Here is a 26,340-nt window from a genome sequence, read left to right on the forward strand (position 1 = left end):
CTCCCTCCACAATTTAGTTAATACGGTATTACTGCTACCGAAATCGTTACATTTCCGGATTTTTTCTTAACTAGCTCCAATGATTCGGCTCCACTGTATAATAATGCAGCTGGCTCACTTACGCCATAAGCGCCTGTATATTTATAAACCGTTTCAGATGGACTCTCTATGTTGATTGTATTTAACTCGTCAGGAGTATAATAGACAAACTCCCAGCCATTTTTTTGGACTACTTCAAGCAAGCCTTCTTCATCCTTTTTTAAATCAATGGTACACAGTGCTTTTACACTTTTGGATGAAAAATGGAGCTCCTTTAATGTTTCATGGATGACAGCCTCAATCTCCTCAGCAGACGTGCCTCGGTTGCAGCCCATGCCAAGTACAATCACTTTAGGACGGTATAAAACACCATTATGTAAAATCTCAGTTTCTTCTTCTGTTAAGTTTCGATGCGTGACAACGAGCGCAGCAGAATAAGCAGCTTCCAGCGCTTCTGAAACAGAGCTATACACTTTAATATTTTCGGGAATAGGACGATTGTAATGCCACCATTCCTTTTCTCCAGACTCCTGCACGACGGCAATTTGCTCTTCGTTCACAACTGCTGCACTGACAGGAGTCAACTTTTCGGCTGACTCCCATGTCCAGCCGAACCGCTTTCCAAACAAGTCGACAGGAATGGTTTGTTGAACATCTGAAGCAGTTGTGATAACTGGACGAGCGCCCAATGCAGCAGCTACTTCTTTTGTCAGTTCATTCGCTCCGCCGAGATGCCCAGACAATACACTAATGACATGCTCTCCTTTATCATCAATGACAACAACGGCTGGATCTGTTTTCTTATCCTTTAATATAGGGGCAATCATTCGGACAACTGCACCAAGTGAAATGATAATAATAAGCCCTTGGTAAGATTGGAAAAGAGCAGGAAGCAGCAAACGGACGCTACCTGTAAACATTTGAATGCCTCTCGTCTGCTCGTCTCCTTTTTCAAATTTGCTCATATAATACACATCGCTGTTTTGAAACGAACGTCCGAGATTTCTCGCGATATCGACCCCGTGCTTCGTAATGGCAACAACTGCATAATCCCCCTTCTGGATAACCGGAGGGATTTGTCCTTCCTGCAATGCTATACTCACTCTTTCACCCCCCGGCGGAATCCGTGAGTAAATGTTTTATCATAAAGCTTTGAACGATAATCTTTATCATGTATTTTTTCATCAAGTGCCCAGCCTGCCAAAATCATCGCTTGCTTGCGAATGCCATTTTTCCGCATATCTTCATCTAAATGTTCAAGCGTAGACCGGACAATTTTTTGATCAGGCCACGATGCTTTATAAACTACAACAACAGGCGTATCGTTGCTCCATCCCGCACTTATAAGCTCCTTCACAACCTTTTTCGTTAATGTGGCACTTAGAAAAAGGGCAATGGTACAATGGTGTTTCGCTAAATCCTGCAGTTTTTCAAATTCTGGAACCGGCGTTCTTCCCTCAGCCCTTGTCAAAATAACTGTTTGTGTTAAATCAGGAATGGTAAGTTCTGCCTGCGCTGCTGCCGCTGATGCAAATACAGAGCTGACGCCCGGCACGATCTCCACGCCAATTCCTTCCTTTTTCAAAAGGACCATTTGTTCCATAATTGCCCCGTACACAGCAGGATCTCCTGTATGGACACGAACAACCTTTTTCCCTTCACGGATTCGCTCCACCATAACAGCTACCATTTCTTCTAAATGCATGCCTGCCGTTTTCATCACTTCTGCTGTTGGTTTTGCTTTTGCGATCAATTCTTCATTCACAAGAGAATCGGCATAAAGTACCACATCAGCTTCCTGAAGATGCTTTAAACCTTTTACTGTAATTAAATCCGGGTCTCCAGGTCCTGCTCCAATTATGTATAGCTTCATTTTCTCACCACCATTAAGGATAAATATTCAAGTTCTGCTCCTTCAAGCTCATCTAATTTCCAAACAATCTCTTCGTCCGATGTAACCTTTGTTACGACTGATGCTTTATGTAATAAATCTAATTCTCGTAAAATTTGAATCATCAAATCAATCACTTTTGCCACTTTTATAAAAACAATGCAATCATGGTCTTCAATCGCTTTTTTCATTGTTTCATAGTCATCTCGCGCCGGAATAATGGCCACATGCTCATCACCATCTGCCAGTGGAATGCCAAGTCTTGCAGCAGCTCCGTTCATAGATGAAATACCTGGTACTACTTCAATTGGCACTTCTGGATAACGTTCCTTCATAAGGCGCATCATATGTATAAACGTACTGTAAAGAAGTGGATCGCCTTCTGTAACGAATGCAACATCCTTGCCTTCTCGAAGCTTCTCCCAGATGCTTTCAACCGTTTCGCTCCATTTTCTTTCTAAAATTCCTGTATCTTTTGTCATCGGAAAAACAAGTCCAAGCATTTCCTTTTCATTTGGCTGAAAATATACTTCTATGATCTTTTGGGCATAGCTTTTGCTTCCTCTTTGCTTTTTCGGATAAGCAATAACCGGTGATTCTTTTAACTTTCGAAATGCTTTTACTGTGATTAATTCTGGATCCCCAGGTCCAACCCCTAGGCCATATAGTGTTCCAAGCATGCTTATGCTCCTCCCTGTCGCTCTGCAGCAATAATATAAATAGGATTTAATGCATCAAAACGTGTCAAATTCAAAATTGGTTTGCTTCTTGAAATTTGAGCAAGTGTAATCTCTGTATTAAACCCTTGCTTTTTGAATACCGCTGCAGCTTCTGCTAAATTTTCAATGGTGACTGCATTTAATACAATCCGGCCTTTATCTTTTAAACGGCTGCAGCAAATAGATAAAATTTCATCCATTCCACCTGCCGTACCTCCGATAAACACCGCATCGGGATCTGGAAATTCATCCAGCTTCTCTGGTGCTTTGCCATGCACTACCGTTGCATCCACACGAAATTTGGCCAAGTTTTGTTGACAATTTTCCAAGTCGGCTTCATTTTTTTCAATCGCAAATATTTGCCCTTCTCGAGCAATCTTTGCCGCTTCAATCGCTACAGATCCTGTACATGTCCCAATATCCCAAACTATACTGTTTTCTTTTAAACGCAATGCACTGATGCTTAAAGTTCGAATCTCTTTTTTTGTAATCAGCCCTTTATCAGGCTTTCTTTGAATGAATTCTTCGTCATCAATGCCAATCGACCATGACGGCCCTTCTGCGTTTTTCTTTAATACGAGAACATTCAACGGTGAAAATTCAACACCCTTCATGTCTTCAAGATTAAACCATCTGCATCTTTCATTTTCTCCGCCCAAATTCTCTCCAACAAATGCCTTGAATTCAGTCATACCAAAAGACAACAAATAGTCCGCAATTTTATTTGGTGAATTTTCTACATCTGTCAAAATGGCTACTTTTTCTTTGCCATCAATGCGCTGTGCCAATCCCTTCATACTTCTTCCATGAACGCTTGTGAAATACGCATCCTGCCACCGTTCTCCCATTTTGGCAAAAGCAAGCTGTACTGAACTTAAATAAGGGTAAATTTCAATACTCATCTTGCTCGATAAATAGCTTCCGATTCCGTAAAATAACGGATCTCCTGATGCTAAAATAACAACGCTTCTCGTCTCAGACTGAAGGAGCTCCACAAGTGAAGTGAGCCCCCCTTCAATGACAACCTTGTCTCCTTCGTAATCGGCAAAAAAAGAAAGCTGCCGCCTGCCGCCTACTAATACTTCACTTTCATCAATCCACTTTTCATACATTGGCAGCAGACTTTGTTTCCCTTCATCACCAATTCCAATCATTTTAATAGACTTCACCACTTTGCACCGCCGTTCCTAAAAACTCTCCCTTCATTGTATATAGGGAGGTATCTACTTCCATGCCGCCTCCTGTCTCTTTTAAAGCAGAAAGACAGCAATACTTGCAAAGCGTCTCAAAAAATTGCAAATGGCCATTTGCTGTCATCATGTCGCCAACCTGTGATGCTGTGTTGGCATTTTTAATTTCTTCCACTAGTGCAGAAGATGCTCCCGCTTCGCTGGCTGCTTTCGCCAAAAAATGAAAATCAACAGGAGCACTTTTGGAATGAACCATCATGACACCTTGTGCAACCTTTGAAAATTTCCCCATCATACCAACCATGGAAACTCTTTTAACACCTTGCTTTTTGCATTGCTTCAATGTAAACCCAACAAAATCTCCCATCTCGATAAATGCTTCTTGCGGCAACTCTGGATATTGCTCCATCGCATATTTTTCACTTCGCCCGCCTGTTGTAATGACAATATGGTCGCAATGACTTGCCCGTGCTACGCTAATAGCCTGAACGATGCTGGCTTTATATGCAGATGTAGAAAAGGGAACAACGATTCCCCTTGTACCTAAGATTGAAATACCGCCAATAATACCTAAACGTCCATTTAATGTCTTTTTGGCTATTTCTTCGCCGTCTGGCACAGAGATGACAATTTTAATTCCGCGGTTAATGTCATATTCCTTTAATACCTCTTCGGCTGCCTCTCTTATCATCCTACGGGGCACCGGATTAATCGCTGCCTCACCTACTTCAACCGGCAATCCTTCTTTCGTTACACGCCCAACACCTTTACCACCGTCTATCACAATACCTGTGTTATCAGACCAGGAAACAGCAGAAATAATTAATGCTCCATGTGTTGCATCCGGATCATCTCCAGCATCTTTAATGATGCTCGCCGTCCCTGTATCAGTTGTGAACTCACAACTTTCTATCTGAAAAGTGGCAAAGCGCTTAACCGGCAAATAAATCGTTGCTTCGGTTTGCGCTTCATTTGTAATTAATGCTGTTAACGCTGCCTTTGTAGCTGCAGTTGCACACGAGCCTGTTGTATACCCTTCACGTAGCTTGCTTTTATCTTTTGGTAGTTCTTTCATGTTTCTTATTCCTTGTCTGCAAGAATAGAAATGGCATTCAATGCTGCAACTGTGACGGTACTCCCGCCTTTTCTTCCAATATTCGTAATAAACGGAATATCAAGTTTCGCCAGCTCTTCCTTGGACTCTGCAGCAGAAACGAATCCTACCGGCAGTCCGATGACAAGACCAGGCTTAGCCTCTCCTTCCTTAATAAGACGAATTAGTTCAAGCAACGCTGTCGGCGCATTACCAATTGCAAAAATACCGCCATCCGCTTCTTTTATCGCTTTTCTCATCGAAATAATTGCACGTGTTGTATTTAACCTCTTTGCTTCTTCCATCACATCCGGATCAGAGATGTATACTTTAATTTCTCCGCCGAACTTTTCAATTCTTTGTTTGTTTGCTCCAACTTGAACCATCTGAACATCTGCTACGACTTTCTTCCCGCTTCGAATCGCACGAATTCCGGCTTGGATTGCATCTGGATGAAACAGCATACTGTGTCCTAGTTCAAAATCGGCTGATGCGTGAATGACACGCTGCACAATCGGATATTGTTCATCTGTAAAAGAATGCGGTCCAACTTCCTCATCAATCATTTCAAAACTTTTTCCTTCAATTTGCTGTGGCTGCACGGTAATAGGTTTAAATTCTGTTTTAAAATCCATCCATTCCAACTCCTTATCGAATAATTTTTTCTTTTTCTGCTGTAAGTGGCAGTATTTCACTTATGGCTTGAATAACATCAGAAAACTGAGAATAAACATGCCCATAATCAATTCTCGGACGCCTGATCATGATAATCTCGATGCCAAGCTCTTTCGCCGCCTCTACTTTTTGATCAACCGAACCGACTTTCCCACTTTCTTTCGTCACCATCACATTTACTCCATATTGTTTATAAAGAGCCTGATCAAATTCCTTTGTAAAAGGACCTTGAATCGCTATAATATTTTTTTGCAGAAGCCCAAGCTTCGTACATTTTTCCATATTTTCAGCGATTGGAAGCATACGAGCAATCAGACGTATATCCGGAACTTCCAACAGCTTCTTCGTAAACACTTGAAGTGTTTTGCTTCCTGTTGTCAGCATCACAACTCCTTTTTTCGTTGCTGCCAATGACGCCGCTTCTTCGTAATCGTCGACAACAGACATTTTTTCATACGCAAATGTCTGTGATTCACGTTCATATCGAATGTACGGAACCTCTGCTTGTTTTGCAGCACTTATTGCATTTTTGGAAGCTTCTTCTGCAAAAGGATGGCTTGCATCAACAACAGCTTGTACGCCTTTTGCTTTTATTAAGCTCATCATTTCTACATCTGTCAGCCTTCCTGTCAGCACGTCGATTCCAGACCGTTTCATTTCGGCTTCTGCACTTTCCGTAACAACGGTTGTAAGAATGTTATATCCCACTTCCTTCATTCTAATTGCCAACATACGAGCATCACTCGTCCCAGCCAACATTAATATCATGTTGTATCTCCTGCCTTTTGCACCGCATGTTCATGACTATGATGGTGATGATGATGGTGATCGTGATCATGGTCGTGGTCATGATGATGGTGGTGATGAACATGCTCCATTACACCAAGGCGATATTGACATGTGTCACAATTCATTTTCACTTCGTCTTGAAGTGCTTCTTCGGCACGGTCCTTTAATATAGTTTGCAATTTAGGATGGAATCCAAAATAGTCTGCCAACTTAAATTCAACAGCCGGGTATTGAGTTTCATATTGAACTACCATATCCTCCAAACGTTTAATTAAGATGCCTGTGAATAAAAAGTAAGGTAAAATAATCACTTTTTTCGCTCCAAGCTTTATACAGCGATCTATTCCTTCATCTACAAGCGGATTTGTAACCCCCATAAAAGCTGGCTCAACAATCTTATAATTTGTTTTCTCCCATAGTAATCTTGCAATCTTATACAAATCGCTATTTGCATCTGGATCGCTCCCGCCGCGCCCAGTCAGCAAGATTGCTGTATCAGAAGCAGGGTTATCCAAATCCTCCCCGGTTTCTGCTAATCTCGTTGTTAAAATCTCGAAGGTTGCTTCATGAACACCAATTGGTCTTCCATATGTAAGCTGCACATGCGGATACTTTTCCTTTGCTTCGTCAATTGCTGCTGGAATGTGAATTTTTGAGTGTCCAGCAGGCAAGAGCATAATTGGAATTACGACAATGTCATTCGCTCCCTTTTCTACGCAAATATCAATCCCCTGATTCACGTTTGGCCTTTCAAACTCTAAGAAACACGTTTCTATTAATAATGATTGATCCCAATCTGCTTTCATATTTTCAATAAATTGCACAACTTGGCTATTCCCCTCAGGATCTCTACTCCCATGTCCTACAAACAAAATTGCTCTCATCTTGTTTCCCCCTTTGTTTAACTTTAATTATTTCTTAATCACCGCACGGCGCTTCTGCAACCTGCATTTTTGGTGTAATATCTTGATATTGGAATCCTTGTATGTTCTTTATTCGTTTAAAAAATTTATGGAAACGCTCATTCGGGTGCGCTTTCTCTTTATATTCTTGTATAACGGCTTCTACTATTCTCACAATTTCATCAGGTGAAATGCCTTCCGCAACAATTTGACCAGAGTGTGCATTTCTTCCAACTGTCTTTGCACCTAAAAATAAATCAAACGCACCTTTACGATACACAATGCCAATATCCTCTTTTACTGCACCGTAACATGCCATACCGCAGCCATTAAAACCAAGCTTCAGTTCTTTTGGCAGCTGCATTCCCCCAAGCTTTTGCTGCAATGCTTCTGCATGTGGGATAGAATCACTTTTCTCACCATCACAAAAATCACATGCTTTTACTGTCAGGACATCTCCTACTGGAGAAAGCAGAAAATTAGCAGCCGTTAATTTCTCTGTAATTTCAGCTGGATTGGCAGTTGGAATTTGGAGCTTTATATGATGATCCTGTGTATACTCCATTACACCCTCTTCTCCAACAATATCAGCAAGTACAATCAGCTGCTTTGGCGTGAATTTTTTATTGACAACACCAGGGCTAACTGCAAGTTCAAAAATAGATTGGATAGGCTGATGGACGTATTCGCTTTTGAAAGAATCCTTCTCTTCCCCTAAAATCGCTTTTAATGCCTGTTCTGCTACTTCTTTTGATGAGGCTTTTACTTCTGCAACTGCAACAGCCGCTTCACTCTTTGCTGCCGTTTCCACTTGGTCAAGCGCCCACGGCTCTGCTTCTTTTCGCAAGCGTTGATGCGGTTTTAATGGCTGTTCTGTTTGATTCAGCGTATATTTCTTTTGATATCCACGTGGTGTAATCATCAAATCATCATAAAAAAAGGTAGACGAATTTCCGATAATAACGGTTGTCAACATCCCGATTTCATGATCAAGCATTTCCTTTAGGTTGGTCATGACAATACTTTGGCGGTCACGATACGCACTTTTTACTAACCCTACTGGTGTATCAGGAGAACGATACTTTAATAAAATTCTTTGCGCTTCCGCAATCTGTCTCGTTCTTCTGCCGCTTTTTGGATTATATAAAGCGATGACAAAGTCAGCCTGAGCAGCAGCATAAATTCTCTTTTCGATTAAACTCCAAGGTGTTAAATGATCACTTAAGCTGATTGTACAAGCATCATGCATAATAGGAGCTCCTAATAAAGAGGCACAAGAGTTAATCGCAGAAATGCCCGGAACAATCTCTACTTCTACTCCTGTTTCTTTTCTCCATCCTTGTTCAATCAGAACTTCATAAACAAGGCCTGCCATTCCATAAACACCTGCATCACCACTGGAAATAACAGCAACCTTTTTTCCTTGCTCCGCTTGTTTTACAGCTTCCTGCGCCCTGGTTACCTCTTCTGTCATTCCCGTACTGACAAGCTCTTGCCCTGTTAATAACCCCGCAATTAATTCAACATATGTTTTATAGCCAATGACTACATCGCTTTCTTGTATCGCTTCTCTTGCCCGATCCGTGATATGCTCAAAGCTTCCTGGACCGAAGCCAATTACAAGTAGTTTTCCCTTCATCATCATGCTCCTCCTTGCCAATATTCAAACATCATATACTCCTGTTATAGAGCCCTATGTTAAGTAAAATTTTCTTCTCTCTAAAATAAAAAAGCACTCCTACCAAAGCAGGAGTGCAGAATAAATACACACAAAACGATGCGTTTTGCATTCAACAGCACTTCCTCCTATATCCCGTAGGTTAATGAAGTCTTTAGATAAGGCAGGTCTCCTGACTTAAAATCTACATTCCATTGCGTCTTCCCAAACATTTTCAGTGACACTTGCAATGAAACTCCTTATTACAGTGGCGGGTACCGTGACGGATTTTCACCGTTCTTCCCTTTTAACGCAATTTTTGCGCACCTTGTCTAAAGCATTATGTAGTTGTATTCGTATCTCATAAATCGTTTCATTTTCTGTATTACAAAACTTGTTGCCTTCTATTCTTTAATACTACTTTAAAGTAACTTTTCTTAAATGTCCATTAATCAAACAAATAATCCATTCTATTGTTTCTTCTAAAAAAATAAAGTGCCCCTGTTAACACCATTAAAATAGAAAAATCCGTTAAATAATTTCTACTACGTTTATAGTGTTTATTCTATCAATTGTAAGCAAAAAAAGAAATCCTAAAAATGATGTCTATATCTTGATAAAGTAAAATTACAATTGACTATTCTAAATTAATCTATTATTCTTAACTGGCTTTAACTTAACGATATTACCCTATTTTTTCTTACACTAGCATTATGCAGCTTCTTCCTAAATATTTGCGTTGGACTTGGAAAAGAGATAAAATTACATAAATCGTAACCATTACGCTTTAAAAGGAAGAATGAAGCAAGACAAAGAAATAAAACTATTAACTATTTTAAATCGTGATGACTTTATTTTATTTGGAGGGAAATATTTATGGCGACATGGGACTTAAGCAATACGAAGCATCATATCCTTATCTGCAACGGCAGCAGCTGTAATCGGGCCGGAGCAGAGGAGCTGACACAAGCGATTCGGAAAGAAATCTTAGACCGAGAACTTGACGATGCGCTTCACACGACACGTACACGATGTAATGGAAGATGTCATGATAAATGTGTTGTTATCGACTATCCGAAAGGAACATGGTATCAAGATTTAAAACCTGAGGATGCCCCCCTCTTTGTTGACTCGCTTCTTGTCAATGAAGATTTTACAGAAAAAGTAAGCCATACGTTTAATGGTGAAGGGTTTGATCGTGAACCTGAAGTCATCACAGGGGTTTTTAAAGACACAGAAAAGGTGAAAAAAGTATCTAAAACACTATAAATAGTGATACTAAAATAATAGCAAAACAAAAAACCAATTGTAGACAGGTTCCTTTTTCTCTACAATTGGTTTTTATTCTAATATAATGAATTTCTCTCTACTTTTTTCACATTAACTTTTCCTGAAAAAAAGGTTGCGCCTCCACCCATATCAGCGATTCGATCAGGTGTAAGACTGTTCACTAACTGCTTCTTATCTTTTTCATCTGCCCACAAGCCTTGCGATACTACAACTCCAGACAAAACATTTTCACCTACAGATGCAATAATTTCACATTCTCCTCGTTCATTCCACACTTTAACAAGATCCCCATTTTCAATGCCATTTTCTTTCGCATCTAGAACGTTCATAAAAAGCTTTGGATATTTCTCCATCGAAACATGCTTTTCATTGTTTGAAAAGGTTGAATTTAGAAAATTATGATTTGGCGCTGGTATATACAGAAAACCACCATCTTCTTCACTTTCAAGTGGAATATAGGTTGGAAGTGGAAGATAACCGTCTTCCTCCATTTTTTTTGAATAAAGCTCAATTTTTCCACTTGGCGTTTTAAGTGGAAATAAGGATTTTGAGCTCGCTTTTACATACTGATAATCTAAAAGTGATTGAAGAGTGATACCTTCTAAATAACGATTATTTTCATTATCAAGCGCTTGTTCAATCATCTCTTCCTCTGTATCTTGGAAAATCGAATCAGTGAAGCCCATCCCTTTTGCTAAAAGACGCATCACCTCAACATTTGATTTTGATTCACCATAGTTCTCAATTACTGGCAGGTGAATTTGTATATATTGATGCCAATAAGAAGCGTAGAAGTCCATATTTTCAAATGCTGATGTTGCAGGTAATACTATATCGGCATATGCAGCTGTTTCTGTTAAAAACAAGTCGTGAACAACTGTAAAAAGATTCTCCCTCATTAATCCTTCTTTTACTTTATTTGCATTTGGCGCAACAACGGCAGGATTACAACTATATACAAACATAGATCGAATTGGCGGATCAGCGTGCAGTAATGCATGTCCAATCGAATTCATGTTAATAACGCGAGTTTTTTGATCAAGCAATAAATCTGGTCTTTGCAAAGCCTTTGCATTTGTAGCTAAAAAACCTGAATTTGATTTTATTGCCCCGCCTCCCTTAACAAGCCACTGTCCCGTTAATGCAGGCAGACAAGAAATTGTTCGTACACAATTTCCTCCATTATCATGATGCTGCAACCCATTGCCTATTCTAATGAAAGAAGGAGATGTTTTCCCGTACATCCGTGCAAGCTTATAAATATCATCGACCGGTACTCCTGTTATGCCCGATACAGTTTGCGGATCATATTGATGGACATGCTTTTGCAATTCTTGATATCCAATCGTATATTCTTGTAAAAAATCCCTGTTCACCATATTTTCTTCAAAGAGAATATGCATGATTCCTAATGCAAGTGCACTATCCGTACCTGGCAAAATAGGAATAAACCAATCTGCCATACGTCCTGTTTGATTTTTATGCACATCAATAACGACGATCTTTGCTCCTTTTTTCCTAGCTTTTTGAGCAATTGTCAATTGATGCATATTTGTACTAACAGCGTTAATACCCCAAAATAAAAAGAGTTTTGTGTTAATCGTTTCTTCTGGGTCAATCCCTATAGCATCACCCATTGTATATTTGTAGCCTGTTGAACCAGCAACTTGACAAATCGTTCGATCCAACCTGCTTGCTCCTAGACGATGAAAAAAGCGTCGATCCATTCCTTCTGCATTTAATCTCCCCATATTTCCATAAAAGCTATATGGGAGGATACTTTCTGAACCATATTGTTCGATTAATTCTTTCCAATGGTTTGTAATGGTTAAGATCGCTTCATCCCAGCTAATTGGTTCAAATTTCCCTTCCCCTTTTTCTCCTACTCTTTTCAGCGGAGTTTGAAGGCGTTTCGGATCGTATATCCTTTCCGTCATATGACGAACTTTATTACAAATATTTCCTTTTGTAATCGGATGATTCGGATCCCCTTCCACCTTAATTATTTTTCCATTTTGCTTATGAACGAGCAACCCACATTGATCCGGACAATCGAGTGAACATACAGACGGAAAAATCCCATCCTTTTGCTGAACAATATTTTGCATGATTATCACCTTTATCCTTTAAGAATCTCCTTTTAAACCTTATACTACTTAAACCATTCATACAACGTAATCTCATGATAAACAGGGTCATAAATAGGATTGGATTGAAACGTTTTTACTTTTTTGATTTTGCCTGACAGATCAATCCCTTGTTTCGAAAACCCTTCAATTACTTTATTCGTTAAAAAAATTTGACTGTTTTTATAATAACTCATATCATGCAAGAAAATCTCGTATGTCATAATTTTTTTATGATGAATTGGGGAGTCCAAGTATTCCAATACCCTTGTTTCTTCCCATGTGTAAAGAATAGAGTTTTTATCCATTTTTTTTGTGTATTCTGCTAATTGATAGCTGGCAGGCATTTCGTTAGCTTGTTCATCAATCATTTGGACCGATTTTACCGAATTCGAAAAAAGCAAGATTATAAAGATAACGCCTGCTATCGGATGAGTCCATTTCTTTAAAACTGCTACGAACAGGATAAATAGGATAAACAAGACAACAGGCACAATATGCCGAGGTTTATCCACATTTTGTGCCAACAGCGCCCAAATAAAGTAGCTTAAAGCCATCACATAAGCCAACGAAAATGTTTTTAAACTCCACTTAAAATGCAATAAACCATAAAGCAAAAATAAGACCATGATGATAGCAATAATAATAGACAGCGACGATAATCCATGCCAAAAAAGATTGTTGAACATCAATGTAAATACCCGATCCAAAATAGATTGATCGCTTGAAACCGCCGTATTTCCCCAATCATTAAAGTGGCCGCTCGTAAATGCAAAGGCAAGCTTCACAAATCCATGAATACTTCCTTCAGAAAAAATAATGCCCGCTATCCATATGAGCTGAAACAGGAAAGCAAACACGATGCGCATATACAGCTGCTTCCGTGTATATGTTTTGTCGTTCCATTTTTTCCAGAACAAATAAATAAGTCCAACGCCAAAAGGTATGTAAGATAAACGTATTCCAAGCAATACACTAAAAAGAATCAGAGGCAGCCAATCAGCAAGGCGCCCATTCTTTCGAACGGCTCTATCAATGCTCCAAAAATACCACCATAATGCCGCTAAGCCCGCTCCTTCAGACATCGGTTGATTTACAGTTAATAGAATATATGAAGAGGAGTATATCATGGCAGTAATCAAGAAACTGAACGGCTTTGAAACATGTCCTCTTGCCAGATTATAAATCGGAAAGGTTGCACTAAAATAAAAAAGAATATTAAATACCGTTAAGGAAGCTGTTTGATCTTCTATGAATTGATGGATAAACATTCCACCAAGAATAAAGTAAGGGTATCCGGGAAAATGTGGCTGCATCGCCATGATATCGAATCGTTCCAAAGCAAGAGAATAATCCACCTGATCCCATGAAGCTGCGAAGGCATTAATGTGCTTTAATTGGTACAAGAATAAAATGATGATGGCGGCTATACTTGTCAAGACAAGTATTTTGTAATGCCACTCAGCTTTTTTATGTATATCCATATGACCTTCCTTCTAATAAGCATATAGAAAAAAGCACAAGGAAATCCTAGTACTTTTCATAAACGTGCTTATTCTTTTGATTGCTTACTGCGTTTTTTAAAGCTTTTGTCTTTTTTTTACTGTTTTGTTTTACATCGTCAGTAGATCGATAAGACGTTAATAAATAAATTCCGGCAAAATAGCCAAGGTAGGCAATAACTTCTTCTATAGATGGCATCGATGAGTAGCCAAACAATGCTTTCAAAAAGATGCCAATTTCCCCTGACAATAACGGTGCTGTCCCATGATCTCGCAAATAATGATCATAATCAATCGGATGCTCCGGCAGGAACCAAGTTAAATCGTATAGATGTGGAATGACACTTCCGATAATCTCTAAATCCTGCATCATCGAAATAGCCTGAACCAGAAGCCCAGCAGCGATTAAAATGATAAATGCCCCTGTCACTTTAAAAAATGTCTTAAGCGATATTTTCATTGTTCCTTTAAAGAATAGGTGAGAAACAACAAATGCAATGACGACGCCAGTAATAGCACCCCATCCGTGCATCGCAGCACCAATATTCCCGCCAGTAATAGCAGCAAAGAAAAAGACGGTTTCAATCCCTTCCCTAAGGACTACTAAGAAAGAGTGAATGACCATTCCAACAACATTTCCTGTTGAAATAAACTTACTCATCTTGTCTTCCGTATTGCCTTTTAAGTCTCTGCTATGGCTAGCCATCCAAAATACCATTTGTGTCAATAGGAGAGCAGAAATAATCATGATGCTTATTTTCAAATACATTTCACTGACCATTGCCGCAAAGCCAGTGAATACAAGTTGAAATAACATAGCAGCCCCAAAACTAGCCAATACAGCTAGCCCGGCTCCCAGCCATACATATTTTGTATACTTCTTGTTATCCGTTCTTTTTAAGTATGTCGTGATAATTCCTACAATCAAGAGCGCTTCAAGAACCTCACGAAATGTAATTAACAGTGCTTGTATTTCCATAAAATGACCACCTCTCTCCTATTGAAAATAATTATTTTCTTTTTTGTCTTGCCACGATAATAACAGCTGCAATAACAACTACGATGATAATGATTGGCAGCCAGTTTCGGATATTGGATAAATCTGTCCAATCTTTATTTTTTTGTTCTGTTTCTGTAGCACTTTCAGAAAAATGTCCTACTTCTAAACTTTTTATCTTAAATTCTGATTGAAGCTTTGAAAGAATTGTCTCTTTACTTGCTTTAAAAGCGTCTAAATCAGCTTTTTTTTGCCCTACTCCAAAAAGTCCAGGATTGCCCAGAGAATCTAAAGCTTTATCAAATTCTGCTTTGAGCTCTTTATCAAGATCTGCGTTTTTTGCTTCTATTTTCGGAGACAGTGCTTCATATGTAGCAAATCCCTTCGCCAACAATCGTTTACTCGTATCAAACTCTTTGAAATTTTTTTCAACATTTTCCAAACGCCGAGCAATATTTAATACAAGAAGCACATCCATATTTTTAATCGTCTGTTCCTTATCTTTATCCTCTATGTTTTGGAGAATAATTTTCGATGGATCCGGTCCCATATGCATATCGACTTCTTCTTTAACGGTTTCATAATGTTTTCGTGCTGTAGTAAAATCTGGAGGATTTTTATCTAATTCGATCACCATTTCTTTATATGCTTCAGCTAATTCTTCCTTATTTGGATCACCATATGAATAAGCATTCGCTGTTATAGAAAACAAATGGGTAAAAAGAAAAATAACTGCAAAAGTTAAAATAATTCGCTTTTTCATATCCTAGTTCCTCCTATCGATAATGTTAATGATAATGATTATCATTATTTATGTCAATGTTATTTTGCTATTTTCAGGCTGTTTTTATGAACTTTTTCTGACTTTTCCAATTCTTCTAAATTATAAGCATTCTTATGAATATCAATTTTTTCAACCTTACGATTCCATTCCTTCCAAATTACAGGAAGAACGGAAGATAAATATCCTTTAAAAGTAATAAATGATTCCCCAGTTGTACGAACTTGGTATGGAATAGCTACTTCCTTCATCCGAAACCCTTTTCGAACGAGGTTTAATGTGAGAACTTGTGCATAATTATAATCATGAATAATTTCAGCATGTTGAAGGGCTTGTCTCGAAAAAGCCCTCATCCCCGACTGTCCGTCGTGAATCCATTTTCTCAATAACAAGCTCTGAAGAAAGGTAAAACAATAGTTGCCTAAACGGCGGTGAATCTTCATGCCCTTAATGGTGCCTAAAAAGCGTGACCCCATTGTATAATCTGCCTCTCCTTGAAAAATGGGGTGCAACAGATTAGGAATGTGATGAGCAGGATACTCTCCATCTGCATCGATCATCACACCAATGTCTGCTCCTCTTTCAAAGCACTCACGAAGCCCAGCGCGAACCGCTGCACCAAGTCCCTGGTTTTTCGAAAAACTGACAATAAAGTCTGCTCCAGCTTTGTTTGCTACTTCAACAGTTTGATCACTGGAGCCATCATCAATGACCAAAACTTTTACATCCACTTTTTCATGAAATTCCCGGGGAATATTTTTAATAACGTCTCCGATTGATTCCTCCTCATTAAAGGCTGGCAAAAATACAATCACTTGAAGTTTATTCATTATTACATCTCATCCTTCTGTTCAATGGCATCTGTTAAGACTTTTCCTCTGCTATGACTTGGAAAAGGCGCACCTAGTAAATGAGCTAATGTCGGTGCTAAAGAAACAAGACTATGTTTTTCTTCCACTTTCTTTCCTTTAGCAATATTCGGTCCGTGGATAAAAAAGGGAACAAATCTTTCTCCTTCATCTAAATGACCATGGCCGCCGATCCCGTCAGCCTGCCCATGATCCGCACAAATGAAAAGGGTTGTATTGTCCATCTTCCCCTCTTCAGTAAGCCAGTCTACAAAATCTTTTATAAGTCTGTCAGCTTCGTGTATTTTTTGCAGGTATTCATCATAAAGCACACCGCGGCTATGACCGGTTTGGTCTGTTGCAATCATCTGTACAATAAACAAATCTGGATCTTGTTCTTTCATGATTTTTTTTGCCCGCTTCATAATATTCGGATCCGCCTGATCATTATGCATTACAGCCGTTACCGTTTCAACATCGCTTCCCATCGAATCAACTAAATGGGCGATTCCAAGCAGCCTTCCTTTTTTGCCAACCTTCCTTAACGAATCAAAGATACTCTCTACCTTAATTCCTAATTTCCAAACCATATTGGAGTGAATGCCATGTTCCTTAGGATAAGTTCCTGTAAACATCGATGAAAAACAAACGACCGTTCTTGCAGGGTAGACGGTTTCCATGTTCATATATTCTGTACCGTTGTCCTTTAAATAATCAAGAAATGGCGTATTTGCATCATAAAAACGCTCCTTGCGCATTCCATCTATCACAATAACAATCGCTTTATCAGAAATGCTTTTTTCCGGCTGTGCAAACTGATCTCTTGTAAAGCCGCTATACATTTTTGGCTTCCAATCGAATAGATTGCGATGAAGAATATAAGCAAAGACAAGCACACTTAAATAAAAGATGACAATAGATGTAAAATCAACTGAAGTACCTGAATCTAATTTTGCATAGAAAAATTCCCAAAGAGACAACAACAGTAAAAACTTAGGAATTTGTTCCTGAGCGTTTCCGCTTGTTGAATCACTATTTTTCATTACAAGCTTCCAAAAACGGGTAAAGTTTAACCACGACGTACCGATTCTTAAATGATAATAAAGCGTACCCCAAAAGAATACGGTAAAAAAGAAATATAGACCGATTGAAAAGAATAAAAGACTAGTATTTGTATCATTCCATATGATTAAATAGGCAACAAAAGGAACCCAAAGATAATTGCGTAAAAAAAGCGGAAAATCAAAAAGATAATAAACAACTAACAATGGGATCACATACAAAAACGATTGAAATAAGGCTAAGGACGAATCCCAATCGGTCAAAACTGCCATGTGAAATAACAGCATCGTTCCGACCACAAAGATCGGTGTAAAAGGTTTCCCCTCATTTAATAAATTCCAGCATCGTGCCGCAACCTTTTCAAATTTTGATGCACTTTTCATTTGCTTCTCACTCCTCTCACTCTTGTCCAGCTTAACATTGTCTTAAATGATACCCGATATAGAAATATAGCTATTGCCCCTGCTGCATATGAAAAAAAGAATTTGACAGCATGAGTAACAATAGCAATCGTATAACCTTCTTGAATCGCAAATCCGAATAGTCGCAATGCAAAGACTAGAAAGCTTTCATAGTTGGCTATTCCACCCGGTGTTATTTGAAAAATTTGTCCTGAAACCGTTACACTATTGGCAAAAACAGCTTCGAGAATCGATAAGTTTCCCTTGTAAACGATAACCGTTCCGTATAAGACAGCTGCTTCTAAAATCCAACTTAATCCTATAGCAGTAAAGATCACCATTCCATTTCTGCCTTTAAACGCTTGTTTGAATAGTTTAAGGTGCCGTTTTAAAAAGACTGGAAAAAACCGCACTACGACGATCACGGAAAGAATTAGTACAACACTTCCAATTATGACCAGTGGAATAGGTATTTGAAAATCTACTCCAAGCACAAAAAGACCAGCCATTGTAAAGGCTATTAAGCAGATCATGTCCAGCAGCCTTAGAACAATAACAGAATGGACCGCATCCTCCCCGCTTATGTCATCCCTGGTGCTCAAGATTTTTATTCTGACAAGGTCGCCTGCTTTGATGGGCAATAAATGGTTCACAAACAAACTATATAAAATTCCCACTAAACATGTCGAAAACCTAGGCCGTCCATTTAAATAAACTTTCCAAGCTAAGGATTTCAAACAAAAAGAAAGAAAATATACTAATAATATTGCAGTCAGAGTGAATGGCGATTGTATAATAGCCTTTATACCATTCCAAATCCATCTACCATCAAAGTAATAGAATGTCAGATAAAAAAAGAAACCTACAACCAATAAGGAACATATTAACTTTACCGCTTTAAAGGTAATCTTCATTTTCCTTCGCCCACTTTACGGTTTCGGCTAAACCTTTCTCAAAACTTATTTTAGGCTTGTACTCGAAAAAATCTGCTGCTTTATCAATATCGGCCCATGTTTGTACAACATCTCCTGTACGAGATTTTTCTTTCCTAATCTTCATCTCTGGAAAATATCGCTTTAATTCATCTAATAAGGAGAGCATGGAAATTGGGTTGCCTGAACCAAGATTAATTACTTCGCTTTTATGTAATTGAGTCAACGATAAATAAATGCCGTCAACAATGTCATCTATATAGGTAAAATCACGAATTCGATCTTCACCAAACAGTGTGATTTCTTGATTCTTAAGCAGCTTTTTTAAAAAGATCCCGAGTGCCATATCTGGGCGAACCCAAGGTCCGTATACAGTAAAAAAACGTAAGATCTTCGTTTCAAATCCGTATAAATGTCGATATACATGACAAAAAGACTCTGCGGAATATTTGGAGGCAGCATACGGTGAAATCACGTTGCCGGTAGCCAGCTCTTCCTTCAATGGCCCCTTTTGGTTTCCATACACAGATGAGGAAGAAGCAAAAATCATTTGCTTAGCACCACTTTGTCCACAGGCTTCCAGAACATTGATGGTTGCTTTAATATCATAATCCACATATTCTAATGGCCTTTCAATCGAATAAGCAACACCAGGCAAGGCTGCTAAATGGATAACCGCATCTGGTGAAATAGATTGAAAGAAAGCAATTGTTTCTTCCCTATTTAAAAGGTCCAATAGTGTAAATCGATCCTTGCTCAAAGAGTCAATGGTACTCAATTGTTTCCTTTTTCTTTCTTTAGAATAGTATGGATGCAGACAATCGATGATATGGACCTCATGATTTTCTGCTATTAATCTTCTTGCTAGATGGCAGCCAATAAATCCTGCACCACCTGTAATGATAATCTTCAACATAACACCTCTATCTATTTTATTGGACTTCATTATTCCAATTATAGACGTTTTATTCAACAGGAAAAACCTTGTTTAATGACAAGGTTTTTCCATTAGTGTAAATGGTTTATTTCGCTTGTTCAATAACTTTTTGCAATGTAGCTTGGATTTCTGCTAAGATTGGCTCTCCTGCCTTTTTATCCTTCGCCTTTGCTGCTTCAAGGTATTGTTGAGCCTGCTCGGTTAAAGTTTTATAGTCTTTTTCACCAATAAGTCCTTTGATATCTTCCCCAATGACATCAATAAACAATGCACCTTCCAATGCGGTAACAGCTGACTTATCTTCTCCCCAAGTTTCTACACTTTCCTTATATTCATCCAAGGCAATTTTGGAAAATCCACGTACAAATGCTTTATTTACAGCTTCTGGGTCAAGCTTTGCTACATCATTTTCTAAATTGAATTGGCTCTCTATAAATGCTGCTTCCTCTGCAGAGTGCTTGTCCACGTATGTGAAAATAGATTGGTAAAATGCCCAGCCTTCTGCTTGTTCAATTTTAGCCTCTTCTGCGTTTTCTTTTGCAGCTGCAGCAGCTTTTGTCGCATAACCATTAGGCTTTGCACCTGTTGCCAAATAGAATGTTTTCATTAATGTTTTATCTACCACTTGTTTTCCTAATAAGAAGCCTAGCTGATCACCTGACTCTGCAGCTTTTTCAATTTCATTGAATCCGCCGTCAATAACGGAAACCATATTCGTTCCATAGGCAGCATCACGCTTTTCAACCGTTGTTTGCAGGATAGAATAAAATTCCTTTGCTTCTTCTATTTCTTCTTTTACTTCATCCTTTTTGCCCCAGTTTTCTTCAATTTCAGTAAATTCATGTTTAACTGTTGTATAGAAAACCTTTTGCATTAATTTATCGAAAATCTGTCTTACAACGACAGGATCCATTGATTTGTCTTTGCCTGCCTGAAGAGCAGCTGTTATGTGCTGGTCGCTCTTTGCTTCAAACTCTGCATCGCGGTTTTGAACAAGGGTTTGAAGATTTTTTGTATAAAGCTCGGATACTTTCCCGAAATCAACTTCTTTTCCTTCTTTGGCTTTATCTAATTCTGTAATAGCTTCTGTATAAACGGAAGCATAATCTACTTCTTCTGAAGCTTTAGATTCTTCCTTTGCTGCTGTCTCTTCTTGTTTTTCCTCTTTTGGCTTTTCTGCATTATCCTGTGCTCCACAAGCTGTTAAAAAAGCTGAAGCCATGATAAAACTGGCAAAAATAGATTTTAATTCTCTCTTTTTCATTTCGTTTCCCCTCTTCTGTTTTAATAAAAAATAGATAAAATAATTACTTAATTGAAATTGATTTTCATTTATGAATTTGATTATATGGAGAATGATTCTCAATGTCAATGAGTTGTGAGATAATTTTTTGAAAAGTAATAATATTTTTTTATAAGAATCCATTATTGGTATCTACTGTAAGTATGCTGCTGAATTTAATGGAAATAATAGTGAAATCAACCAAAAAATGCTTCGGTTATGAACTTAACCCAAGCATTTTTTACTATAATGTAATTTATTCAATACTTTTTTTCAACCTATTACAAAACAATAAATTCTTTGTTTATTATACTTCCAATTCCTCCTTTAAGGCCTCCAAATCAACTTTAAATACTGCCTTATACGATTCTTTTTCCCCATTGCTGATTTCTACAACTGGTACATATCTAATACCATATTTCACCTCTAATACATCTCTTAATATATCATTCTCTGTTACATCAATATTGGAATATTCTATATTATTTTCTGTTAAATAAGACTTTACTTCTTCACAATAGCTGCAGCCTACTTTACTCCATACGACTACTTTTTTTGTTTGACTCATATTGCCTCTGCCCCTTCTATTTCCAATTTTATATCTGTTTGAATTGCTTCTTTTAATAATCTAAAGGATTTAATTCGTTTCTCTATATCTTCAATAGGTGTCAAAGCAATTATTTCATCTATTTCATATTGTTCTGATAATTGAACAATTCTTTTTCTTACACTTTCTTTTGTACCTGCAATATAGCCTGCCTTTTGCACTTTTATTTGATAATCTAGTCCTTCGCTTTCATTTATTAATTTTTCTGCTTGTTCATTTGTGCCCACATTCAAACTTTTCCCGTTTGAGAAAGTTACCTTAATTGTTTCCTTTTGTTTTATATAGTCAAGTGCTTCTTCCTCTCTTTCAGCAACTGCAATAGTCGTTGATAAAATGAAAGTGTTTTTTGCATCTTTAGGAGATAGTTGTTGAAATCTTGCTCTTGCTTCTTTTAATACAGCTTCTTCTCCATTTATAAAAAAGGCAAACACATAGGAAATCCCTAATTTTGCAGCTAGTTCTGCACTTTCAACACTTCCTCCAAGCAAATAAAGCTCTGGTTTTACTGTTGGAACAGGAGTTGCCTTTAACTCCGCAGGTGAAAGATTATATTCGCTTGATATAAAATTTTTTACCTCTTTAATCTTTTGTTCAAAGCTTTTTTGTGTTTCTTTTTTGTCCTCTTGCAAAGCCTTTGTAGATAAATTCAATCCGCCCTGTGCCTTGCCAATGCCTAAATCTACCCTATTGGGAGCCAGCGATGATAAAACATGAAAAGCTTCTGCCACTTTATAAGGACTATAATGCTGCAGCATCACCCCGCCTGAGCCAATTTTTATATTTTTCGTTTTTGCTAATAAGTATCCAATAAGAACTTCAGGCGCAGATCCGGCAATTTCTTCACTGTTATGATGTTCAGATACCCAAAAACGATGGTAGCCTAAATCATCAGCTGCTTCAGCAAGCCGGACTGTGTTCAGCAAACCTTGTTCTGCTTTTTCCTTTTCTCCTACTGGACTTTGATCAAGAATGCTTAACTTTATAGTCATTTTTTCACCCTCCCCGCCGATTGAATAAAGTCATATTCGGGCTGAATTTGAAACCCTCCCTCTAAATAATTTTTATTTTGAGTATCCATTATAAAATCACCTGATAAATTTGTTATTTTTCCCAAAATTATATTCTCCTTCCACAATTCCATCTAAACAACTTGGAATAGTTGTTGATATAGATTATAATAAAACAAATATTTGCATATGTATAATCAGTAAAAGTAAATCTGTACTTTAAAATTTTTAAATTTCATATAAAGAGGTGTAAATAAATTGGAAATACGAGCGATCAGAACCTTTACAACAATCATTAAATTAGGCAATTTTCAAAAAGCTGCCGAAGCCTTAAATTATTCTCAGCCAACCATCACCCTACATATTAAGCATTTGGAAGAAGAAATCGGCGAAAAATTATTAGATCGAGGAAAAACGCTCAAAATGACTGAGGCAGGTCGGCTTTTTTATGAACGAGCGAATGCTTTATTAAGGGAGTACGACCGATTAGATAAAACTTTAGAAGATTTAGAAGGCGGCAATGCAGGTTTAATTCGCATAGGTGTATCTGAACCAACAGCTAGTCTAGAATTTCCGCACATACTATCTAACTTCTTAAAGGAGCATCCAAAAGTAGAAGTGTCTATATATGTGGCAGATGCTAATACATTAAGCACGATGCTTTATCGCGACGAAATTGATTTTGCCATTTGCGGTGCACCGGAAGTAACGATGGAAAACGTTTATAAACCTTTATATTATGACGACATTGTTTTACTAGTATTTGAGTCTCATAGGTTAGCTGATAAAAATGAAATTAATCTAAAAGATCTACAGGATGAAACACTACTTTTTACTCCGAATAATTGCCCAATCCGGATCAAAATTGAACAATCAATTGTAGAAGCAATTGGAACAAGTTATAAGAAATTAGAGCTAAGCAGCAGCATGGCCCATAAACATTATGTACAGAAAGGAATAGGCATCTCCCTTTTTACACGAATAGCCCATTCCTCCCCAATACCAGGAACAAAAATAGTGGAGATTAAGGATCTGGATGCAGCACCAGTAATTGGGCTACTAAGAAGAAATAATAGCAGTTTTGGCAAAGCTTCTACCAACTTGCTTCAAGTCATTGAAGATTATTTCACCGAAAAATCTTCAATGAAAAAGCCTTTGGCTATCTAGAGTATAAATATGAAATTTTCTTTAGGAGGATCATCAAATGAGTAATGAAGACCTTTGTCAAAAAAGAAGAATGCTCATCAATAAATTAGTCTGCTTTGGAAACGATAACATCACGACGTTAAACAACTTGTCCCTTAAAGAACTACAAGAAAAATATCATCAATTTGAATTTTGTACACATCCACATTTTGGGGCAGGTTCACTTATTTGGAGAAAAGGAAGTTAATCAAAGCTTAAACAAGCGGTTGCTCCTTCGTCCGTCTAAACCCAGTGCTTTTTCAGTGCCGAGAATAATAATTTCTATTAAAAATAATCCATTATCCTCCTATAACTTTTAGGAAGATAATGGATTATTTATTGATACCTATTCATACTTGTGGGATATACTTAGCAGATAAGGACTGCCCGTATAGTTCTACTAATGCTTGTTCCGCTAAATCTGCAAAGTAATAGCTTGCAGGCAATATCGCTTCTTCATTTAAATAATATTTCGGATGATGAAGCCCGTATTCTCCCGCTACTCCAATGTTGACAAAAGCACCTCTGATTTTTTGCTGGTAAAAAGCAAAGTCTTCACCACCTGCAGTCGGTTCTACTTCGACCACTTTATAGCCATTTTGCACAGCAATGCGTTTCGCGAAGAGCGTCCATTCTTTGTCATTTTGAACAGATGGTGGTCCAGGATGCCATATTAAACGTGCTTCTCCGCCATAGCTTGCAGCGACTCCATTTAACACCCTTTCTATTTTTGCCGGAATCGTTTTTCTTATTTCTTCTTTAAAGGTGCGGACAGTTCCTTCTAAATAGACTGATTCAGGTATTACATTCCACGTGTTGCCTCCATGTATTTGTGTCACACTTATTACAACACTTTCACTAGATTTCGTCTCTCTGCTTACAATCGTTTGTAATCTTGAGATAATTTCCGCTGCTATAATAATAGGATCTATTCCTTCCTCCGGTTTTGCAGCATGGCTGCCTTTCCCTTTTACTTCTATCTCAAATCGATCTACACCTGCGGTTAGCACCCCTTCTTTTGTTCCTAATACACCTAACTCGCTAAGTGGATCATTATGCAATCCAAAGATTGCTTCTACATTTTCTAATCCTTTTGATGCGAGAATTGCTTTTGCTCCATGCCCTGTTTCTTCAGCTGGCTGGAAAAGTACTCGAACGGTTCCCTTTAAATTTTCTTGCCTTTTCTTTAATAAATAAGCAGCACCTAATATAACAGCAGTATGAAAATCATGTCCACAAGCATGCATGACACCTGGAACTGTTGATGGAAATGGAATATCTGCTTGTTCATGAATTGGAAGTGCGTCAATATCTGCACGTATTGCTATTGTAGGACCAGCAACATTCCCACTTATTTCCCCAATAACTCCCGTTTTAAGAGGCAGGTCCAAAATGTCAATGTCCGCTTCTTCTAACCACTTTCTTATTTTTAAGGTGGTTTTTACTTCTTCATTCGATAATTCTGGTTCCTGGTGAAGATTTCTTCTGACATCAATTAATTTTTGTTCTAATTCACTTTCATTTTTTGTAAAAATATCTAGAACCAACGGTTTCCTCTCCTTTTCTTCATAAAATAATAGTCTTCTATTTCAAGCTATTACTAGCCCAATATCCCCATGAATTCAATTAAAGTATATTAGACTTTAACGAGGAATACTCTAATTTTGGCAAATGATTATCGTTCAGTTCTTGTTTTCCTAAAACTCGATCTAATATCATCTTCTCGTAGTAGATAAATTCATTATTTCTAATTCTTGGTCTTGCTAATGGAATCGAAACATCCATCGCTATACCCCCTTCTTCTATTAGAAGCACACGGTCAGCTAAAGCTACTGCTTCACTGACATCATGTGTGACTAAAATAGCAGTAAACCCTTTTTCTTTCCATAAGTTTTCGATTAAGTTTTGCATTTCAATTCTCGTTAATGCATCTAATGCACCAAGAGGCTCATCAAGCAATAACAGCTTAGGATCAGCTGCCAACGCTCTCGCTAAAGCTACTCTTTGTTTTTGGCCTCCGGATAATACCCTGGGCCATTGATTTCCCTTTTCTTCTAAACCTACAGATGCTAAAGCTTTATAGGCATCTTCCTTGTTCTTATTGACAGCGCAAACTCTTACATTTTCGACTACTTTTTTCCATGGCAATAACCTTGACTCTTGGAACAGCACTCTTGTTTCTGCATTATATCCTTGAATTTTTTTCCCTTCTGTAAGCAGCTCTCCATTAGACGGCTGTTCTAAACCAGCTATCAATCGTAACAGCGTACTCTTTCCGCAACCGCTTTTCCCGACAATCGCAATAAATTCGCCTTTATTAATAGTCAAATCAATATTTTTTATTATATTTGCCTCGCCAAAGCTTTTGTCCAGTCCTTGAATTTTCACATTAACTCCACTCATTTTATAGCTCCTGCCTCCTATCATT

At 38.0% G+C, this 26,340-nt stretch carries 26 protein-coding genes and 1 riboswitch; of the genes, 3 read left to right on the plus strand and 23 right to left on the minus strand.

Annotated elements, in window-relative coordinates; translation table 11 throughout:
* Positions 1-17 precede the first annotated feature (17 nt).
* Genes ACTYA4_RS11310 through cobJ form a run of 9 tightly spaced genes read right to left on the minus strand, consistent with a single transcriptional unit; the run spans position 18 to position 8,937 of the window.
* A complete protein-coding gene (locus ACTYA4_RS11310; protein ID WP_443481082.1) occupies positions 18-1,142 on the minus strand; it encodes a cobalt-precorrin 5A hydrolase in 1,125 nt (374 codons plus the stop codon).
* On the minus strand, positions 1,139-1,912 hold the full coding sequence (gene cobM, locus ACTYA4_RS11315) for a precorrin-4 C(11)-methyltransferase (protein ID WP_443481083.1): 774 nt from the start codon (positions 1,910-1,912) through the stop codon (positions 1,139-1,141). The genes ACTYA4_RS11310 and cobM overlap by 4 nt, the downstream gene beginning before the upstream one ends.
* Complete coding sequence (gene cobI / locus ACTYA4_RS11320; RefSeq protein ID WP_443481084.1) at positions 1,909-2,610, minus strand: precorrin-2 C(20)-methyltransferase; 702 nt, start codon at positions 2,608-2,610, stop codon at positions 1,909-1,911. Before cobI ends, cobM begins: the two co-directional genes overlap by 4 nt.
* Positions 2,611-2,612: 2 nt before the next feature.
* The gene (cbiE, locus tag ACTYA4_RS11325) at positions 2,613-3,803 is read right to left on the minus strand and encodes a precorrin-6y C5,15-methyltransferase (decarboxylating) subunit CbiE (protein WP_443481165.1); all 1,191 of its coding nucleotides are present in this window, start codon (positions 3,801-3,803) and stop codon (positions 2,613-2,615) included.
* A 1-nt stretch (position 3,804) separates the two neighbouring features.
* On the minus strand, positions 3,805-4,914 hold the full coding sequence (locus ACTYA4_RS11330; RefSeq protein WP_443481085.1) for a cobalt-precorrin-5B (C(1))-methyltransferase: 1,110 nt from the start codon (positions 4,912-4,914) through the stop codon (positions 3,805-3,807).
* A 5-nt stretch (positions 4,915-4,919) separates the two neighbouring features.
* On the minus strand, positions 4,920-5,567 hold the full coding sequence (locus tag ACTYA4_RS11335) for a precorrin-8X methylmutase (protein ID WP_443481086.1): 648 nt from the start codon (positions 5,565-5,567) through the stop codon (positions 4,920-4,922).
* 13 nt (positions 5,568-5,580) lie between these two features.
* The gene (gene cobK, locus ACTYA4_RS11340) at positions 5,581-6,375 is read right to left on the minus strand and encodes a precorrin-6A reductase (protein ID WP_443481087.1); all 795 of its coding nucleotides are present in this window, start codon (positions 6,373-6,375) and stop codon (positions 5,581-5,583) included.
* Positions 6,372-7,280 (minus strand): sirohydrochlorin chelatase, encoded by a 909-nt coding sequence (locus tag ACTYA4_RS11345; RefSeq protein WP_443481088.1) that lies wholly within the window; start codon positions 7,278-7,280, stop codon positions 6,372-6,374. Before ACTYA4_RS11345 ends, cobK begins: the two co-directional genes overlap by 4 nt.
* A gap of 34 nt (positions 7,281-7,314) precedes the next feature.
* Positions 7,315-8,937: a precorrin-3B C(17)-methyltransferase gene (cobJ, locus tag ACTYA4_RS11350; RefSeq protein WP_443481166.1), complete on the minus strand. Its 1,623-nt coding sequence runs from the start codon at positions 8,935-8,937 to the stop codon at positions 7,315-7,317.
* 184 nt (positions 8,938-9,121) lie between these two features.
* A riboswitch (cobalamin riboswitch) is annotated at positions 9,122-9,301 on the minus strand.
* 530 nt (positions 9,302-9,831) lie between these two features.
* On the opposite strand from cobJ, the gene ACTYA4_RS11355 reads away from it, so the two are divergent.
* The gene (locus ACTYA4_RS11355) at positions 9,832-10,224 is read left to right on the plus strand and encodes a (2Fe-2S) ferredoxin domain-containing protein (protein ID WP_443481089.1); all 393 of its coding nucleotides are present in this window, start codon (positions 9,832-9,834) and stop codon (positions 10,222-10,224) included.
* 77 nt (positions 10,225-10,301) lie between these two features.
* On the opposite strand, the gene ACTYA4_RS11360 is transcribed toward ACTYA4_RS11355, so the two are convergent.
* The 12 genes from ACTYA4_RS11360 to ACTYA4_RS11415 all read right to left on the minus strand — a co-directional run bounded on the left by ACTYA4_RS11360 (position 10,302) and on the right by ACTYA4_RS11415 (position 22,834).
* Positions 10,302-12,353, minus strand: a complete 2,052-nt coding sequence (locus ACTYA4_RS11360; protein WP_443481090.1) for a molybdopterin-dependent oxidoreductase — start codon at positions 12,351-12,353, stop codon at positions 10,302-10,304.
* Positions 12,354-12,397: 44 nt separating this feature from the next.
* Complete coding sequence (locus ACTYA4_RS11365) at positions 12,398-13,855, minus strand: hypothetical protein (protein WP_445505646.1); 1,458 nt, start codon at positions 13,853-13,855, stop codon at positions 12,398-12,400.
* A gap of 46 nt (positions 13,856-13,901) precedes the next feature.
* Positions 13,902-14,852, minus strand: coding sequence for an FTR1 family iron permease (locus ACTYA4_RS11370; RefSeq protein ID WP_443481092.1), 951 nt, complete (start codon positions 14,850-14,852; stop codon positions 13,902-13,904).
* Positions 14,853-14,883: 31 nt separating this feature from the next.
* Entirely contained in the window at positions 14,884-15,633 is a 750-nt protein-coding gene (locus ACTYA4_RS11375; protein ID WP_443481093.1) for a hypothetical protein, read from the minus strand.
* Between the two features lie 59 nt (positions 15,634-15,692).
* Positions 15,693-16,481 carry a glycosyltransferase family 2 protein gene (locus ACTYA4_RS11380; protein WP_443481094.1) on the minus strand — a complete coding sequence of 263 codons (789 nt, stop codon included), beginning with the start codon at positions 16,479-16,481 and terminating at the stop codon, positions 15,693-15,695.
* Between the two features lie 2 nt (positions 16,482-16,483).
* A complete protein-coding gene (locus ACTYA4_RS11385; RefSeq protein ID WP_445505647.1) occupies positions 16,484-17,944 on the minus strand; it encodes an alkaline phosphatase family protein in 1,461 nt (486 codons plus the stop codon).
* Positions 17,941-18,876: a lysylphosphatidylglycerol synthase transmembrane domain-containing protein gene (locus ACTYA4_RS11390; RefSeq protein ID WP_443481096.1), complete on the minus strand. Its 936-nt coding sequence runs from the start codon at positions 18,874-18,876 to the stop codon at positions 17,941-17,943. Before ACTYA4_RS11390 ends, ACTYA4_RS11385 begins: the two co-directional genes overlap by 4 nt.
* Positions 18,860-19,810, minus strand: a complete 951-nt coding sequence (locus ACTYA4_RS11395) for an NAD-dependent epimerase/dehydratase family protein (protein ID WP_443481097.1) — start codon at positions 19,808-19,810, stop codon at positions 18,860-18,862. The genes ACTYA4_RS11390 and ACTYA4_RS11395 overlap by 17 nt, the downstream gene beginning before the upstream one ends.
* A 106-nt stretch (positions 19,811-19,916) precedes the next feature.
* Positions 19,917-21,095, minus strand: a complete 1,179-nt coding sequence (locus ACTYA4_RS11400; protein WP_443481098.1) for a hypothetical protein — start codon at positions 21,093-21,095, stop codon at positions 19,917-19,919.
* Positions 21,096-21,420: 325 nt separating this feature from the next.
* Positions 21,421-21,681 carry a glutaredoxin family protein gene (locus ACTYA4_RS11405; RefSeq protein WP_443481099.1) on the minus strand — a complete coding sequence of 87 codons (261 nt, stop codon included), beginning with the start codon at positions 21,679-21,681 and terminating at the stop codon, positions 21,421-21,423.
* Positions 21,678-22,709, minus strand: coding sequence for an LLM class flavin-dependent oxidoreductase (locus tag ACTYA4_RS11410; protein ID WP_443481100.1), 1,032 nt, complete (start codon positions 22,707-22,709; stop codon positions 21,678-21,680). Before ACTYA4_RS11410 ends, ACTYA4_RS11405 begins: the two co-directional genes overlap by 4 nt.
* Positions 22,706-22,834, minus strand: coding sequence for a hypothetical protein (locus ACTYA4_RS11415; RefSeq protein ID WP_443481101.1), 129 nt, complete (start codon positions 22,832-22,834; stop codon positions 22,706-22,708). The genes ACTYA4_RS11410 and ACTYA4_RS11415 overlap by 4 nt, the downstream gene beginning before the upstream one ends.
* 151 nt (positions 22,835-22,985) lie before the next feature.
* Here ACTYA4_RS11415 and ACTYA4_RS11420 point away from each other — a divergent pair, with 151 nt between their 5' ends.
* Together ACTYA4_RS11420 and ACTYA4_RS11425 are read left to right on the plus strand one after the other, a co-directional pair.
* The gene (locus tag ACTYA4_RS11420) at positions 22,986-23,894 is read left to right on the plus strand and encodes a LysR family transcriptional regulator (RefSeq protein WP_443481102.1); all 909 of its coding nucleotides are present in this window, start codon (positions 22,986-22,988) and stop codon (positions 23,892-23,894) included.
* Positions 23,895-23,931: 37 nt separating this feature from the next.
* Entirely contained in the window at positions 23,932-24,120 is a 189-nt protein-coding gene (locus ACTYA4_RS11425; RefSeq protein WP_443481103.1) for a Fur-regulated basic protein FbpA, read from the plus strand.
* Positions 24,121-24,262: 142 nt separating this feature from the next.
* Here the strand turns inward: ACTYA4_RS11425 and ACTYA4_RS11430 are convergent, their stop codons facing one another.
* Both ACTYA4_RS11430 and ACTYA4_RS11435 read right to left on the minus strand, forming a co-directional pair.
* Positions 24,263-25,459: an amidohydrolase gene (locus ACTYA4_RS11430; protein ID WP_445505648.1), complete on the minus strand. Its 1,197-nt coding sequence runs from the start codon at positions 25,457-25,459 to the stop codon at positions 24,263-24,265.
* A 79-nt stretch (positions 25,460-25,538) separates the two neighbouring features.
* On the minus strand, positions 25,539-26,315 hold the full coding sequence (locus ACTYA4_RS11435; protein ID WP_443481105.1) for an ATP-binding cassette domain-containing protein: 777 nt from the start codon (positions 26,313-26,315) through the stop codon (positions 25,539-25,541).
* Positions 26,316-26,340: the final 25 nt, after the last annotated feature.

The sequence above is a fragment of the Niallia yueguangensis genome (assembly GCF_052663115.1).

What these genes read in the sequence shown, in the direction of transcription:
- ACTYA4_RS11360 (WP_443481090.1), bottom strand. Translation starts at nt 12,353, where the DNA reads ATGCAAAATATTGTTCAGCAAAAGGATGGGATTTTTCCGTCTGTATGT.
- ACTYA4_RS11345 (WP_443481088.1), bottom strand. Translation starts at nt 7,280, where the DNA reads ATGAGAGCAATTTTGTTTGTAGGACATGGGAGTAGAGATCCTGAGGGG.
- ACTYA4_RS11390 (WP_443481096.1), bottom strand. Translation starts at nt 18,876, where the DNA reads ATGAAGATTACCTTTAAAGCGGTAAAGTTAATATGTTCCTTATTGGTT.
- ACTYA4_RS11405 (WP_443481099.1), bottom strand. Translation starts at nt 21,681, where the DNA reads ATGAGTCAAACAAAAAAAGTAGTCGTATGGAGTAAAGTAGGCTGCAGC.
- cbiE (WP_443481165.1), bottom strand. Translation starts at nt 3,803, where the DNA reads ATGATTGGAATTGGTGATGAAGGGAAACAAAGTCTGCTGCCAATGTAT.
- ACTYA4_RS11330 (WP_443481085.1), bottom strand. Translation starts at nt 4,914, where the DNA reads ATGAAAGAACTACCAAAAGATAAAAGCAAGCTACGTGAAGGGTATACA.
- ACTYA4_RS11370 (WP_443481092.1), bottom strand. Translation starts at nt 14,852, where the DNA reads ATGGAAATACAAGCACTGTTAATTACATTTCGTGAGGTTCTTGAAGCG.
- ACTYA4_RS11335 (WP_443481086.1), bottom strand. Translation starts at nt 5,567, where the DNA reads ATGGATTTTAAAACAGAATTTAAACCTATTACCGTGCAGCCACAGCAA.
- ACTYA4_RS11380 (WP_443481094.1), bottom strand. Translation starts at nt 16,481, where the DNA reads ATGAATAAACTTCAAGTGATTGTATTTTTGCCAGCCTTTAATGAGGAG.
- cobJ (WP_443481166.1), bottom strand. Translation starts at nt 8,937, where the DNA reads ATGAAGGGAAAACTACTTGTAATTGGCTTCGGTCCAGGAAGCTTTGAG.
- ACTYA4_RS11385 (WP_445505647.1), bottom strand. Translation starts at nt 17,944, where the DNA reads ATGAAAAGTGCATCAAAATTTGAAAAGGTTGCGGCACGATGCTGGAAT.
- ACTYA4_RS11410 (WP_443481100.1), bottom strand. Translation starts at nt 22,709, where the DNA reads ATGACTATAAAGTTAAGCATTCTTGATCAAAGTCCAGTAGGAGAAAAG.
- cobI (WP_443481084.1), bottom strand. Translation starts at nt 2,610, where the DNA reads ATGCTTGGAACACTATATGGCCTAGGGGTTGGACCTGGGGATCCAGAA.
- ACTYA4_RS11425 (WP_443481103.1), top strand. Translation starts at nt 23,932, where the DNA reads ATGAGTAATGAAGACCTTTGTCAAAAAAGAAGAATGCTCATCAATAAA.
- ACTYA4_RS11365 (WP_445505646.1), bottom strand. Translation starts at nt 13,855, where the DNA reads ATGGATATACATAAAAAAGCTGAGTGGCATTACAAAATACTTGTCTTG.
- ACTYA4_RS11435 (WP_443481105.1), bottom strand. Translation starts at nt 26,315, where the DNA reads ATGAGTGGAGTTAATGTGAAAATTCAAGGACTGGACAAAAGCTTTGGC.
- ACTYA4_RS11355 (WP_443481089.1), top strand. Translation starts at nt 9,832, where the DNA reads ATGGCGACATGGGACTTAAGCAATACGAAGCATCATATCCTTATCTGC.
- cobM (WP_443481083.1), bottom strand. Translation starts at nt 1,912, where the DNA reads ATGAAGCTATACATAATTGGAGCAGGACCTGGAGACCCGGATTTAATT.
- ACTYA4_RS11400 (WP_443481098.1), bottom strand. Translation starts at nt 21,095, where the DNA reads ATGAAAAAGAGAGAATTAAAATCTATTTTTGCCAGTTTTATCATGGCT.
- ACTYA4_RS11375 (WP_443481093.1), bottom strand. Translation starts at nt 15,633, where the DNA reads ATGAAAAAGCGAATTATTTTAACTTTTGCAGTTATTTTTCTTTTTACC.
- ACTYA4_RS11395 (WP_443481097.1), bottom strand. Translation starts at nt 19,810, where the DNA reads ATGTTGAAGATTATCATTACAGGTGGTGCAGGATTTATTGGCTGCCAT.
- cobK (WP_443481087.1), bottom strand. Translation starts at nt 6,375, where the DNA reads ATGATATTAATGTTGGCTGGGACGAGTGATGCTCGTATGTTGGCAATT.